Source organism: Bradyrhizobium zhanjiangense (genome assembly GCF_004114935.1).
Lineage (GTDB): Bacteria > Pseudomonadota > Alphaproteobacteria > Rhizobiales > Xanthobacteraceae > Bradyrhizobium > Bradyrhizobium zhanjiangense.
Genome location: NZ_CP022221.1, coordinates 1,311,247 through 1,324,155, shown reverse-complemented (window position 1 = coordinate 1,324,155; position 12,909 = coordinate 1,311,247). Strand labels below are relative to the sequence as shown.

Annotated in this window: 11 protein-coding genes; 5 read left to right on the top strand and 6 right to left on the bottom strand. The window is 64.5% G+C overall.

What is annotated here, in order from left to right:
• The first annotated feature begins 177 nt into the window (after window positions 1-177).
• Together XH85_RS06280 and XH85_RS06275 are read left to right on the top strand one after the other, a co-directional pair.
• The gene (locus XH85_RS06280) at window positions 178-2,082 is read left to right on the top strand and encodes a sensor domain-containing diguanylate cyclase (protein ID WP_128931192.1); all 1,905 of its coding nucleotides are present in this window, start codon (window positions 178-180) and stop codon (window positions 2,080-2,082) included.
• A gap of 111 nt (window positions 2,083-2,193) precedes the next feature.
• Complete coding sequence (locus XH85_RS06275; protein ID WP_128931191.1) at window positions 2,194-2,841, top strand: HAD family hydrolase; 648 nt, start codon at window positions 2,194-2,196, stop codon at window positions 2,839-2,841.
• A gap of 22 nt (window positions 2,842-2,863) precedes the next feature.
• Here the strand turns inward: XH85_RS06275 and XH85_RS06270 are convergent, their stop codons facing one another.
• The 6 genes from XH85_RS06270 to XH85_RS06245 all read right to left on the bottom strand — a co-directional run bounded on the left by XH85_RS06270 (window position 2,864) and on the right by XH85_RS06245 (window position 10,168).
• Entirely contained in the window at window positions 2,864-3,832 is a 969-nt protein-coding gene (locus tag XH85_RS06270) for an ABC transporter ATP-binding protein (RefSeq protein ID WP_128931190.1), read from the bottom strand.
• The gene (locus XH85_RS06265) at window positions 3,829-4,824 is read right to left on the bottom strand and encodes an ABC transporter ATP-binding protein (protein ID WP_128931189.1); all 996 of its coding nucleotides are present in this window, start codon (window positions 4,822-4,824) and stop codon (window positions 3,829-3,831) included. Before XH85_RS06265 ends, XH85_RS06270 begins: the two co-directional genes overlap by 4 nt.
• A complete protein-coding gene (locus XH85_RS06260) occupies window positions 4,824-5,741 on the bottom strand; it encodes an ABC transporter permease (RefSeq protein WP_128931188.1) in 918 nt (305 codons plus the stop codon). The genes XH85_RS06265 and XH85_RS06260 overlap by 1 nt, the downstream gene beginning before the upstream one ends.
• Window positions 5,707-6,666: an ABC transporter permease gene (locus XH85_RS06255; protein WP_091891317.1), complete on the bottom strand. Its 960-nt coding sequence runs from the start codon at window positions 6,664-6,666 to the stop codon at window positions 5,707-5,709. The genes XH85_RS06260 and XH85_RS06255 overlap by 35 nt, the downstream gene beginning before the upstream one ends.
• Before the next feature lie 30 nt (window positions 6,667-6,696).
• Window positions 6,697-8,487, bottom strand: coding sequence for a peptide ABC transporter substrate-binding protein (locus XH85_RS06250; protein ID WP_128931187.1), 1,791 nt, complete (start codon window positions 8,485-8,487; stop codon window positions 6,697-6,699).
• Between the two features lie 262 nt (window positions 8,488-8,749).
• Complete coding sequence (locus tag XH85_RS06245; RefSeq protein WP_128931186.1) at window positions 8,750-10,168, bottom strand: M20 family metallopeptidase; 1,419 nt, start codon at window positions 10,166-10,168, stop codon at window positions 8,750-8,752.
• Window positions 10,169-10,455: 287 nt separating this feature from the next.
• Here XH85_RS06245 and XH85_RS06240 point away from each other — a divergent pair, with 287 nt between their 5' ends.
• The 3 genes from XH85_RS06240 to XH85_RS06230 all read left to right on the top strand — a co-directional run bounded on the left by XH85_RS06240 (window position 10,456) and on the right by XH85_RS06230 (window position 12,810).
• Window positions 10,456-11,427 carry a S1C family serine protease gene (locus XH85_RS06240; RefSeq protein WP_128931185.1) on the top strand — a complete coding sequence of 324 codons (972 nt, stop codon included), beginning with the start codon at window positions 10,456-10,458 and terminating at the stop codon, window positions 11,425-11,427.
• Between the two features lie 23 nt (window positions 11,428-11,450).
• Complete coding sequence (locus XH85_RS06235; RefSeq protein ID WP_128931184.1) at window positions 11,451-12,521, top strand: alpha/beta hydrolase; 1,071 nt, start codon at window positions 11,451-11,453, stop codon at window positions 12,519-12,521.
• 82 nt (window positions 12,522-12,603) lie between these two features.
• The gene (locus XH85_RS06230) at window positions 12,604-12,810 is read left to right on the top strand and encodes a hypothetical protein (protein WP_018316294.1); all 207 of its coding nucleotides are present in this window, start codon (window positions 12,604-12,606) and stop codon (window positions 12,808-12,810) included.
• Window positions 12,811-12,909 lie beyond the last annotated feature (99 nt).

The following is a 12,909-nucleotide window of genomic DNA, read 5'->3' as shown; positions in this document are numbered from 1 at the left end:
AGCGGACGCGGATGAAGCTGTCGCGCTGCGGCAAGGTGGTTAACAACCGCCGAGGAGAGTCAATCAAGATATCGTCAACTCCCTCCGGTTGAATACGGACGCACAAAATCATCGCAGAAGTTGCAATAGGCCGTTAAGGCCAAAGTGAGAGGTTTGCTCCGAAATGGAGCAAGCCTGATGGTGACGAGCCGCGAACTCGGCAAGACGCGCCTTCCGCTCTGGGCCGCGGGATTCATCGTGCTGATTTGCGTTGAGATCCTCGGCTTGAGCGCCTGGCGCGAATGGGAGGCGCGCAATGCCGATCTCAGGACCGCCGAGATCGACGTCACCAATCTGGCACATTCGCTGATCCAGCACGCGGACGATACGTTCGAACTCGCCGATACGATCCTGGTCGGGCTGGTTCACCGGCTCGAAATCGACGGGACGGGTCCGGATGCGATTGCGAAACTCCAGGCCTATCTGCCGACACGCAAATCATCAGACCGCATCCGCGGCATCTTCGTCTACGACGCGACCGGCGGGTGGCTTGCCACGACTGAACACCTCGACTTCTCCAAGCTCAACAACAGCGACCGCGACTATTTCCGTCATCATCGCGACTCGCCGGCGACGGGCACGCTGATCGGACCCCCCGTCAAGAGCAAAGCCGGCGGCCAATGGATTATCACCGTGTCCCGCCGGATCAACGATTCCGACGGCGGCTTCGCCGGCGTTGTCCTGCTCACGATCGACGTCAGCTATTTCGTCAAATTCTACGAGCGCTTCGACTTCGGGCCGAACGGCTCGGTATCGCTGCTCAACAATAGCGGCATCATGCTGGCGCGCAGTCGCGACGAGAGCGGCGCCTTCGTCGGACGCGACCTGTCCAATGCGCCCTTGTTCAGAAGTTGGAAAAGCCGCCCCCCCGGGGCGGTCTACTATTTCAGGTCGCCGATCGATGGCGTGGACCGGCTGAGCTACTATCAGCGCAGCAGCCGCTATCCCCTGATGGTGCTGGCGAGCAAGTCGCAAGACGACGTGCTGGCCTCCTGGCGGCGCGCAGCGACCACACGCATGACCTTCGTCCTCGGCCTCGTTGTGCTGATCGCATTGATCGGCTCCTACCTGGTCCGTCAGCTGGTGCAGCGGCAGCGCATGGCCCAGGCCTTGGTCGCCAAGGAAGCAAATTTCCGCCTGCTGGCCGAGCAATCCAGCGACATGGTGACCCGGATCGGACTGGACAACCGGGTGCTCTACGTCTCTCCCTCATGCGCGCGCATCACCGGCTGGTCCGCCGAGGAATTGCTGGGCACGTCGGCGCTCGCTGGCATTCACGCGGACGACATGGAACGGGTCCGGCAGGCCATCACCGCGCTGAGGAACGGCGAGGCCGAGGAGGCGCGGTTCGTCTATCGCCAGCATCATCGCGACAAGGGCGAGATCTGGGCCGAGGCGGCGCTGCACGTGACGCTGGCGTCGGACAGCGGCGCGATCGACGGCGTCGTCGCGGTGGTGCGCGACATGACCGAGCAGAAGGACCTTCAGGACAAGCTCGCCTCGCTGGCAACGACCGACGGTCTCACCGGTCTCGCCAACCGGCGCGCATTCGACGAACGCCTTGCCGACGAATGGGCGCGTGCCCGGCGCGACGGCACGCAGCTCTCGTTGCTGCTGATCGATGTCGATCATTTCAAGAAGTTCAACGACCATTACGGACATCTGGCGGGCGACGCCTGCCTGCGCGCGCTCGGCCGGATCCTGTCCACCTACGCGAGACGTCCGGCCGACCTCGCGGCGCGTTACGGCGGCGAGGAATTCGCGGTGCTGTTGCCGAACACCGGCCCGGATGGTTGCGCCGAGGTCGGCGAAGGAATCCGCCAGGCGCTGCTCGATCTCGCTATGCTGCATGCGCAGAATCCGCCTTCCCGGCTGGTGACTGCAAGCGTCGGCGGCGCGGCTGCTCTTCCGTCCCAGACCACGATGGACTGCAGCACGCTGGTCGCGGCCGCCGATCGCGCGCTCTACGCCGCCAAGGACAGCGGCCGTGACCGGCTGGTGATGTCGGGACAGGTGGTCCCCTGGCCCGCGAAGAGCGCGTGACGTCGGAGATTCCGCCCTCGAAACTCGCCGACGTCGGGCCTCGCATCGGCTGGTTTCTGCTCCGCGTTTGTCGCCCGTATTCGGACAGGATATGACTCGGATCACGGCCGGATGTTCGGCCACTCCGAGAGTGCTGCTGTGACTAATGGGATCAAGCTCGTCCTCTTCGACATGGACAATGTCCTGTGCGACTACGACAGGGGAAAACGCGTCGCGTGTCTGGCGGAGCTTGCGGGATCGACCAGCGAGTTCATCCACAAGGCGATCTGGGACAGCGGATTCGAGCTGCTCGGCGATTGCGGGGCTCTCGATGCCGCCGACTATTTGCGCGGTTTCGGCGAGCGCATCGGCTATCCGCTCTCGCTCGACGAATGGGTCGAGGCGCGGCGCCGTTCAATGCAGGCCAAAGGCGTGATGCTGGAGATTGCCGGCAGCTTGCGTAAGACCGTCGACATTGCCGTCCTGACCAACAACACCACGCTGGTCGCTGATCATATCGACACGCTGCTACCGGACTTGCGCCCGCTGTTCGGCTCCCGAATCTACACCTCAGCCCAGTTCAAGACCGCGAAGCCGGACCCGCGCTGCTACCGCCTCTGTCTGTCGGAACTCAACGTCAGGCCGGAGACCGCCCTGTTCGTCGACGATCTCATGGCCAACGTCGCCGGCGCACGCGAGGCGGGTCTGTTCGCGCATCACCACACGTCAGTGGAGAGCTTCAGGCAGGCCCTTTCGGAGCTCGGCCTGCTTCACGAATGATCCGCGCCGCCTTCCGCCGGCATCAAGCCAGATGGCACGAGACAAAATGCCCGCCCGCCCCTTCTCTCAGCTCCGGCGCGCTTTCCGCGCAGCGCGGCTGGGCGATCGGACAGCGGGTGTGGAAGTGGCAGCCGGATGGCGGCTTCATCGGGCTCGGCACGTCGCCCTTGAGGCGGATGCGTTCGCGCTTGAGCTTGGGATCGGGCACCGGCACTGCGGATAGGAGCGCCCTGGTGTAGGGATGCTGCGGGTTGCGGTAGAGGTCGCTCGCCTTCGCCAGCTCGACGATGCGGCCGAGATACATCACCGCGACACGGTCGGAGATGTGCTCGACCACAGAGAGATCGTGCGCGACGAACAGATAGGTGAGGTTCAGCTCGGCCTGGAGATCTTCCAGGAGGTTAATCACCTGCGCCTGGATCGACACGTCGAGCGCGGAGACCGGCTCGTCGCAGACGATCAGTTTCGGTTCGACAGCGAGCGCGCGCGCGATCACGATGCGCTGGCGCTGGCCGCCGGAGAATTCATGCGGATAGCGCCGCATGTGCTCGGCCTTGAGCCCGACCTTGACCAGGAGAGCCGCGACGCGCTCCTCGCGCTCCTTCGCGGATGAGGCGAGATTGTGGATGGTGAAGGCCTCGCCGAGGATCGCGCCGACCGTCATGCGCGGATTGAGCGAGGCGAACGGATCCTGGAACACCAGCTGCATGTTCCGTCGCATCGCGCGCAGATCGTTGCCGCCGAGCTTGCGCACATCCTGGCCGTCGAAGGTGACCTCTCCGTCGGTCGGCTCGATCAGGCGCAGCACGCAGCGTCCCGTCGTCGACTTGCCGCAGCCGGACTCGCCGACGAGACCAAGCGTCTCGCCGCGATTGACCGAGAACGACACGCCGTCGACCGCATAGACGGTGCCGACCTGGCGCGACAACAGGCCGCCGAGCACAGGGAAATGCTTCTTCAGGCCGCTGACGCGCAGCAAAGGTTCGCTCATGACGCGCCTCCCAGGCTCGGATCTCCCAGATGACAGGCCATGCGGTGGCCGGGCGCGATCTCGCGCAGCAGCGGCTCCTTCTCGGTGCAGACCTTCATGGCAAACTTGCAGCGCGGGGCAAAGCGGCAGCCGACCGGCGGATTGATCAGGATCGGCACCGAGCCGCCGATCGCCTCCAGCCGCGTCTTGTGCTCGCTGTCGAGGTCGATGCGGGGAATCGAGCGGATCAACCCTTGCGTATAGGGATGGCGGGGATCGCCGAAGAGGTCGTCGACCAACGCCTCCTCCACCACCTTGCCGGCATACATCACGACAACACGCTGCGCGGTCTCGGCGACGACGCCCATTGCATGGGTGATCAGCATCACCGCCATGCCGAAGCGGTCCTTCATGTCCTGGAGCAGGTCGAGGATCTGCGCCTGGATGGTGACGTCGAGCGCGGTGGTGGGCTCGTCGGCGATGATCAGCTTCGGCTTGCAGGCGAGCGCCATCGCGATCATCACGCGCTGGCGCATGCCGCCGGAGAACTGGTGCGGATAGTTGTGCACGCGGCCTTCGGCATTGGGGATCTGCACCAGCTTCAGCATCTCAATGGTGCGCTCGAGCGCCTGCTTCTTGGTCACCGCTTCATGCCGGCGCAGGCTCTCGGCGATCTGCTCGCCGATGGTCAGCACCGGATTGAGCGAGGTCATCGGCTCCTGGAAGATGAAGCCGATCTCCTTGGCCCTGATCTCGTCGAGCTGATTGCTCGTCAGCGGCACGAGATCGCGGCCCTCGAAGATGATCTGGCCCGCCGCGATCCGGCCCGGTGGCATCGCGATCAGCTTCAGGATCGACATCGCCGTCACGGTCTTGCCGCAGCCGGACTCGCCGACGACGCAGAGCGTCTCGCCCCTGTTGATGGAGATGTCGACGCCGTCGACGGCCTGGAGGATGCCGTCGTCGGTGGAGAAGTGGGTTTTCAGGCCCTTGATTTCGAGCAGCGGAGCCATCAGATCACCCGTCGCGCATCGAGCGCGTCACGCAGGCCGTCACCGATGAAGTTGATGGCGACCACCGCGATGAAGATCGCGCCGCCCGGAAACAGCGCCCAGTGCGGACCGATGTCGAGAAAGTCCTTGGCATCGAACAGCAGCCGGCCCCAGGTCGGGGTATCCGGCGGGAAGCCGAGGCCGAGGAAGGACAGCGTCGATTCCGCGATGATGGCAGCGGCGACGTCGATGGTACCGGCGATGATCACCGGGCCGACCGCATTGGGCAGGATGTGGCGCACCACCTGCCGCACCGGGCTGGCGCCGAGCGCGCGCGCGGCTTCGACGAACTCCTTCTCACGGATCGACAGGAACTGCGCACGCACCAGGCGCGCCACCGGCATCCAGCGAAGGCCTCCGATCACGAGCACGATCAGTATGAAGATGCCGCCCTCGGGTCCGAACAACTGCTTCAGCCCGTCGCGGAAGAGATAGATGAGCAGCAGCAGCAGCGGCAGTTGCGGCAGCGACAGGAAGAGGTCGGTGAGCCACATCAGGCCGTGTCCGAGCGCGCCGCGCGACATGCCAGCGAGCGCGCCGATCAGCGTGCCGATAAACACCGAAACCAGCATGGCGGCGAGCCCGACCGCGAGCGAGATCCGCCCGCCATAGATCATGCGCGCCAGGATGTCCTGGCCGAGATCGTCGGTGCCGAAGGGATGGGCGAGCGATGGGCCCTGCATGCCTGCGATGATGTCGATGTCGTTGATCTTGATGCGCCAGATGAACGGGCCGATCACCACCGCCAGCACCAGGATCAGGAGCAGGAAGGCGCTGATCACGGCGAGTCTGTGGCGGCTGTAGCGCCGCCACGTCTCGCGCCAGGGCGAGTAGACGCCCCGCTCAGCGGAGGGAGATGCGAGGGTCAAGCCAGCCATAAAGCACGTCCGCGATGAGATTGAACAGCACGACGAGGCACGCGAAGACGAAGGTGACGGCCATCACCACCGGCGTGTCGTTGGAAAGGATGGAGGAGATCAGCAGCGAGCCGATGCCGGGGATGCGGAAGATCTGCTCGGTGACGATGGCGCCGCCGAACACCGCGGGCATCTGCAATGCAATCAGCGTCACGACCGGGATCATGGCGTTGCGCATCACGTGCTTGATGATGACCTTGGCCTGGCCAAGGCCCTTGGCACGCGCCGTGGTGACGTAGTCGAGCCGGATCACGTCGAGCATCGCCGAGCGCACGAAGCGCGTCATCGACGCCGCCTGGAACAGGCCGAGCACCGCCACCGGCATGATCGCCTGCCTGATCATCTCCAGCACCCAGCGGATGCCGGTCGCCTTGATGTCGGTCGTATAGACGAAAGGCAGCCAGTCCAGCGTGACCGAGAAGATCAGGATGAACAGGATGCCGGTGAAGAAGGTCGGCAGCGAGAAGCCGACGAAGGCGAGCGTATTCGCGATCTGGTCGAACAACGAATACGGCTTGGTCGCGGCATAGACCCCGACGGGGATTGCGATCAGGAGCGCCAGGATCTGCGCCGAGCCGATCACGTAGAGGGTGGCCGGCAGGCGCTGGAGGATCAGCGTGTCGACGTTCATCCGGCTGACGAAGGAGAAGCCCCAGTCGCCGTGCAGCATGGCGTTGAGCCAGTGCAGATAGCGGAGGTGAATCGGATCGTCGAGGCCGAACTTGGCCCGAAGCGCCGCCTGCACTTCGGGCGGCACGTTCGGATTGGTCGCCAGCTCGGAGAACGGATCGCCGGGCGCGAGCGCGAGCACGACGAACAGCACGACCGAGATTCCGAGCAGGCTCGGAATCGCGATCAGCAGGCGACGCAGGACGTATTGGCTCATGAGGGAAAGGCCCCGTCTAGAGTTGGGGGATCATTCCTCGCGGTACCAGTCGAACAGATTGTCGGTTTCATTGGCCCAGCCGGAGATCACCGGGCGCAGCGTGTTCGAGGCCGCCTCCACTTTGAGCCGGTGCTGCGCCGGAATGAACACGGTGTCCTGGAACAGGAGGTCGTTGGCCTTGATGTAGAGCGCCGCGCGCTTGACCGGATCCATCTCGCCGTCGGCGGCGTCGATGGTGGTGTCGTACTCCTTGTTGACATAGCGCGGGAAGTTGGTGCCCTGCCACTTGTTCTCCTTCGTCGCCACGTTGCTCGAATGATAGCGGCGCATGTGCTGGGCCGGATCCGGCTGGCTCATCGGGATCTGGAACATCTCGATGTCAGCATAGAACTTCGCATAGGTGTCGGGATTGGCGACGTCCGACGAGAAGAACACCGAGGCCACGACCGACTTCAGCTCGACGTCGATGCCGGCCTTCTGACAGGCCTGCTTGACGATCGCCTGGGTCTTCTGGCGCGGGCCGTTGATCGAGGTCTGGTAGAGCAGCTTCAGCTTCTTGCCATCCTTCTCGCGGATGCCGTCGGCGCCCGGCTTCCAGCCGGCATCGTCCAGGATCTTCGAGGCTTTCTCGATGCTGAACTCCCATGAGGTGTTCTTGGAGACGAACTTTTCGGGGCCATTGAGGAAGTTCGCGGTGGTGCGGCCGGCGCGGCCATAGATGGCCTTCTTGATGGACTCGCGATCGACCAGCAGCGACAGCGCCTTGCGCACGGCGGGGTCGGAGAACAACGGATGCTTGGTCTTCATCGAGGAGCGTTCGCCGTCGACCTCGGTGTTGGGATCGGTGAAATTGAGCGCGATGAACTCGGTGTCGCCACCCACGGCATAGATGGTCTTGCCCTTGCCGCCCTTCTCCAGGCGCAGGAGGACGTCGTCCTCGACCTGGATGTTCCAACCGAAATCATACTCGCCGGTCTGGATCACCGCGCGTGCGGCCGACACAGCGTCGCCACCGCCCTTCATCTCGAGCGTGTCGAAATAGGGCCGGTTCGGCATGTGATAGTCTTTGTTGATCTCGCCGCGGATCAGGTCGCCGGGCTTGAACTCGAGGAACTTGTAGGGGCCGGTACCGACGGGCGCGAGGTTGTTCGGCGCTTCGCGAGACTTGGAGCCCTTGTACTCGGCGAACAGGTGCTTGGGCAGAATCTGTCCGGTTGCACCGACAAAGGCGTCCGCCCAGAACGGCGTCGGCTTCTTGAAGGTGAGGCGAACCGTGAGGTCATCCACCTTCTCGACCGTGATGTCGCGGTAGGTCGCCACGGTGACGGCGGCGGTCGCCGGATCGATGATGTATTCCCAGGTGAAGACGACGTCGTCGGCCGAGAACGGCTTGCCGTCGTGCCATTTCACGCCGGGCTTCAGCTTCCACGTCACCGACTTGCCGTCGGCGGCCAGCAGGCCGTTCTGGGTCGAGGGAATTTCGGACGCCAGAACGAGCTTCATGTTGCCGTCCGGATCCCAGCAGGCGAGCGGCTCGTAGAACAGGCGCGAACCGTCCTGATCCTTGGTGCCGGTGGCGAAATGCGGATTGAGCAAGGTCGGACCCTGCCACCACAACAGCTTCAATGCGCCGCCACCGCCGCGCTTGGTCGGCTTGTAGGTCGAGGCGCCCTCGGCCATGGCGACACCGCCGAGCGCGAGGATCTGGTTGGCCAGCGGTGCGGTCAGGCCCACGGCAGCCAGGCGCTGGATGAAGGCGCGGCGATCCATCCGCCCGTCCTTCACCTGGCCGATCATCGAACGCAGTTCTTTATCCAGCATGGTTGTCCCCCGTCTGGTTTCCATAGTGATGAAGGCGGCCGTGAAGTGCGGCCGCCTATTTGGCTGGCAGTAGATGGCACACCGAATGGGGTGGACGTCAACTGGGACCGTGTGTGTGCAAACGGTCTTCTGGCTGCCTGTTGGGCAAAACGGCGTTCCGTGAGCCCATCCGTTCGGCAATCCAGCATCAAAACATGCTGGATTGCGCGCTGCACTGCGGAAAATTTGTTCGCCGGATCAGACGAAGTATCGAGGCGAAATTCTACGCCACGGACATATCGAGCGGCGGCGCGACGTGGTCCGGCAACGGACAAACGTAAGGCGTCTTGGCCGTCCGCTTCTGAAGATCCGCCTTGGCAGACTTGATCAGCTCCGGTTCCGTCAGCGCCTTGATGCCGAGCCCGGCCATCGCCTTGGCCGCCTGCACCATGGCCTTGTGTGCATGCGGGCTCTTGCCTTGCGCGACCACCTGCCAGGTGTGGAAGGGCGTACCGATTGCAACCGTCGGTGCGTGAACCTGCACGGTCGGGACCACCCAGCTCACGTCGCCCACATCGGTCGAGCCGACCAGCGGGTTGCGCTTGGCATCCAGCGGCACCAGGAAGTCGGCCAGCGGCCGATCCGTCGGCTCCATGCCGATCGCGTAGTAGACCGACGAGATGTCCTTGTCGCTCAGCGTCGCACGGATCTGGCCGGCAAAGCTCTTGTCCGCGTCGTCGAAATGCGGCGGTCCGAGCTCTTCCATCACCCGGTGCAGCGCCTGTTCCAGCGGCGTGTTCGGCAGGATGTTGGAGACCGCGGAGATGATCTTCATTTCCACCTTGGTCTCGGTCATCAGCGCCGCGCCCTGCGCGATCTTGGACACGCGCTCGACCAGCTCGTTCATGCCGGGAAGATCGCGGGCACGGATCGAATAGCGCACGCGCGCATGGGCCTGCACCACGTTGGGCGCGATGCCGCCGGTGTCGAGCAAGGCATAGTGCACGCGCGCGTCGCTCGGCATGTGCTCACGCATGTAGTTGACGCCGACGTTCATCAATTCCACCGCGTCGAGCGCAGAGCGGCCGAGATGCGGCGAGGCCGCCGCATGCGATGTGCGGCCGGTGAAGATGAAATCCGCGCGCGTGTTGGCGAGCGACGGCGTCACCGCCACCTCCCAGAAGCTGTGCGGATGCCAGGTGATGGCGATATCGGCATCTTCGAACGCACCGGAGCGCACCATGAAGGCCTTTGCCGCGCCACCCTCTTCCGCAGGGCACCCGTAATAGCGCACGCGGCCCGGCACCTTGTTCTCGGCGAGCCAGTCCTTCACCGCGGTCGCGGCGAGCAGCGCGGCGGAACCGAGCAGATTGTGACCGCAGCCATGGCCATGGCCACCGGTCTCGATCGGACGGTGCTCGGCGACACCCGCCTCCTGGCTCAATCCCGGCAGCGCGTCATATTCACCCATGAAGGCGATGACCGGACCGCCCTGGCCCCACTCGCCCATCAGCGCAGTCGGGATGCCGGCGACGTTCTCGGTGATGCGGAAACCCTGATGGCGCAGCTCGGCGAGATGCTCGGCGGCTGATCGCGCCTCGGTGTAGCACACCTCGGGCGTGCCCCAGACCTTGTCGCTGAGGTCGATGAAACGCGCCTTGATCGTGTCGACGCCACGCCAGATGTCGCTGCGGTTATCCATGCTTCGATCCGTGATCCCTGGTCAAACGAAGCGGCAATGGTTAGCAGCTTCGTTGCACGCCGCCTAGCATCTCGCCGGACACCAGCCATGCGGCGGCGGCCGGATCGAAGTGACGCCCGCCGTCTGTGCACGAACCGTCGCTAAGCCTTTCGAAGATTTCACGCGGCGTTCTCTGGAATAGTTGGGAACGAGGCTTTCAAGACGGCGTCCTCCGGCCTAAATTATGCGTGCTTCGCGCCTCGTTCCGCCGGCCACGGCGGAGCGATGCTCTCAGCCAGGAGAACTCCATGCCCACCCTGACCGAATGGAGAGTGCCGCCGGCCAACCAGCCGCGTGCGAGCGATTATGGTTTCGATCTCGACCGCGCGCTCGGCTCCGTCGTCGGCCTGCACGCCATCATCCCGCCGGACGCCTTCAGCGCCGAGACGTTGGGCACCGAACGCGCCGGCAACGGCGTCGTGATCGACGACGGGCTGGTGCTCACCATCGGCTACCTCATCACCGAGGCGGAATCCGTATGGCTGCACCTCGCCGACGGGCGTGTGGTCGAAGGGCATGCGCTCGGCTTCGATTCCGTCACCGGCTTCGGCCTCGTACAGGCGCTCGGCCAGCTCGACGTCGAACCTCTGCCGCTCGGCACCTCGGCGGAAACGCGGATCGGCGACCGCGTCGTGGTCGGCGGCGCCGGCGGCCGCACGCGCTCGGTTGCGAGCCAGATCGTGGCCAAGCAGGAATTCGCCGGCTATTGGGAATATCTGCTGGATGAGGCCATCTTTACCTATCCCGCACATCCGAATTGGGGCGGCACCGCGCTTCTCAACGAACGCGGCGAGTTGATCGGCATCGGCTCGCTCCAACTCGAGCGCGAACGCGACGGCAAGGCCGAGCATGTCAACATGATCGTGCCGATCGACCTCTTGAAGCCGATCCTCGACGACCTGCGCAAGTTCGGCCGCGTCAACAAGCCGGCACGGCCCTGGCTCGGGCTCTACTCGACCGAGATCGACAACCGCGTGGTGGTGATCGGGATCTCCGCCAACGGTCCGGCCGCGCGCGCCGAGCTCAAGACCGGCGATGTCATCCTCGCCGTGGACGGCGACAAGGTCACGAGCCAGACCGGTTTCTACAAGAAGATGTGGGCGCTCGGCGCCGCCGGCGTCGACGTGCCGCTGACCGTGCATCACGAAGGCGTCACCTTCGACGTCACGGTGACCTCGACCGATCGCTTCAAGCTTTTGAAGGCGCCGAAGCTGCACTGACCCAAAAGCTTGAGGAAGCCGCGATGACCGAGGCCGTGGTGGACGACATCGTGGCCGTGCTGCCGCCGCTGCTCAACGCGCTGGAGGCGCTCGGCTTCTTCCAGCGGCATCTGCACCCGCCGGCCTTCGCGTCGGTGATGAACGCGATCGGCGCGCCTGACGAGGCGCTGCAAGCGGCGCAGGCAGCGATCGGCGACTGGCCGGAGCAGTTCGCCGGCCTACGCGATCGGCTCGATCGCGCCTGCGACGAGACGCTCGCCGCCTTTGCCGGCATTCGCGAGGTCGAGCGTGGCAATGGCGACCTCGTCGCGGTGTTCCGCGCGCTGCGCCACCTGCCGCGCGCACAGGAGGCGCTCTATCCGCTGGCCCTGCAGTTTCCCCCGGTGAGCAGCTTCTTTCTCAACGCTGCCAATCGCGAAAATGCCGATCTGTTGTCGCGGCTCGAAGTCGGCGCGAGCGAAAATACCGGCATCTTCCATGATCACAACGAGCCCGGCAGCCGCGGTGGCTTCTCGGTCTATGTGCCCGAATATTACATGTCCGATCGCGCCATGCCGCTGGTGATGGCGCTGCATGGCGGCAGCGGTAACGGGCGCGGTTTCCTGTGGAGCTGGTTGCGCGATGCGCGCAGCCTTGGCTCAATCCTGGTGGCGCCGACGGCAACCGGCCCGACCTGGGCGCTGATGGGCGACGATGGCGACACGCCGAATCTTATGCGCATCCTCGAGACCGTGCGCGGCCGATGGACGGTCGATGCCTCGCGGATGCTGCTGACCGGCATGAGCGACGGCGGCACCTTCTGCTACGTCACCGGCCTCGACGGCGCCTCGCCATTCACGCATCTTGCGCCGGTGTCGGCGACTTTCCATCCGCTGATGGCGGAGATGGCGGACGCCACGCGCCTCCAGCGCCTGCCGGTCTTCATCACCCACGGCAAGCTCGACTGGATGTTTCCGGTGCAGACCGCGCGGCAGACGCAGGCGGCGCTCGCTGCCGCTGGCGCCGACGTCACCTATCGGGAGATCGACGACCTCAGTCACACCTATCCGCGCGAAATCAACGCGGAGCTGCTGGAATGGCTGAATGGGACATGAACGATCCGTCCTTATCTATGCCGTACTGCCGCGGGAACCATTGCTCCGGGCCGACGTTATCGCCGGTCACCGGAGGTTCGCTATGCAGACTTTTTTTGGAATGATCCTGGGCGCACTGCTGCTCGCGGGCGGCGTTTACGTCTATGATTCCATGCAGACGTCGTCGGTCGCCAATGGCGAGGTCGCGACCACCAATCGCACCATCGTGAACTGGGATGTCGCCAAGGCCGATTGGGACGCGCTGCGCGACCGAGCGCACAAGGACTGGGTCCGGATCTCATCGAAGTAGCGACGCCGCATCATGAACAAGGCGCCGTCGCGAACTCCGCGGCGGCGCCTTTGTGTTGCGTGATGACTAAAGCGCGATGAGATTAGGATGAATTGTCAT